Here is a 1227-nt window from a genome sequence, read left to right as displayed (position 1 = left end):
AAATCAGGTGGTACCGTCGCAATCCGAATTATTAGAAGCAAGCATGGCTTTAAGGGCTCATACAAAAACGATATCCAGAGTAATAACAGAAACAATCGCTATCAAAAAGGATTTACTTTCATAGCCTTACCTTAGTTTATTCTAAGTCGTCCTCTTCCATCAATGCAGGCTGCTATGAAAAGAGCACTCTTTCTTAAACCGCTAACGCTCTCTAGCATATGTCTGCTCGTCGCTTGTGCAGGCCAACAAAGCAAACCGAATATTGGTGACCAAGCCTGCTGGTTAGAGCAGCCAATAACAGAGGAAAGAATTGGCCAATTCGGCCTAGCCAGAGACCTCTACATTGGTGGCGAGACACCGATAACAAAGAGCCGTAAACGGGCGGTGGCGAGCTTGGCTGACTACCTTGCGGTTAACCAAGATATTGAAAGTGTCTTAGAAAGCGTTAATGACAAAGTAGACTCGGCCTCCTTAAATGGCCAAACCCTATATTTTAGCGATGAGTTTAGCCTAGATGGCTATGCCTACAGCTACGCAACGCTCGACAAAGTAGAGATCTCAAAACAGTGCCCTCCGCAAAGCTGCGATATCTCGGCCTGTCAGCCTGCCTGGCTGTGCACTCCTTCAAAGGGCGATCAAATCGCCATGCTCGGCGTAAGCTACCAGGCAACTAGCCCGGTTGAGCAGCATTATAAATCAATTGAGAATGCCTTGATGCAGGCGGAATATATGTATGGCGTTGATATTGTTGCGCAGAAGAACTTCCGCCAAACCAATAGCAATTACTTTCGCTACAATGTATTTAAGCAAGATGGAGAGGTAAACACCGGTACCCAAGAGGCACTATCCTATGCCGTAACAGACCGCTGCTCTTCTCAAGGAACCTTGTACAGCCGCGTGGCACTCTATGGCGATATTCGCCAATCTGAAGCCAAGCCTGTGACCAATAATGCCTGGTTAAAAGACCCCAAACACCTTGGCTATGATGGTGCTATCGGTTCCGTACAAAAACCTGTCGCATCGGGTTTGATTTCAGACCAGATTAAGCTTGCCATCAAGCGTGCAGCAATTCAGCTGGCCTTTGAAAAAGAGAGCGACGTTTCTGAAGAATCTGTGATCATCCAACGAGGAGATAACAGCTCTTTGTTAATTAGCAATATCAATGAAAATACCAATGTTAAGCTTCATGCCAAAGTACTGAGCATTCACTTTAAAGAAAGTGAAGGT

General features: G+C 45.7%; 1 protein-coding gene. It reads left to right on the top strand.

Features of this window, described 5'->3' with window-relative positions:
* Window positions 1–174: 174 nt before the first annotated feature.
* The coding region (locus A3761_RS03335) for a hypothetical protein (protein ID WP_156491558.1) at window positions 175–1227 on the top strand (1053 nt) is incomplete at its 3' end.

This window comes from Oleiphilus sp. HI0123, assembly GCF_001635315.1.
The sequence above is the reverse complement of the archived record's forward strand: the minus strand, read 5'-3'. Positions and strand labels throughout refer to the sequence as shown.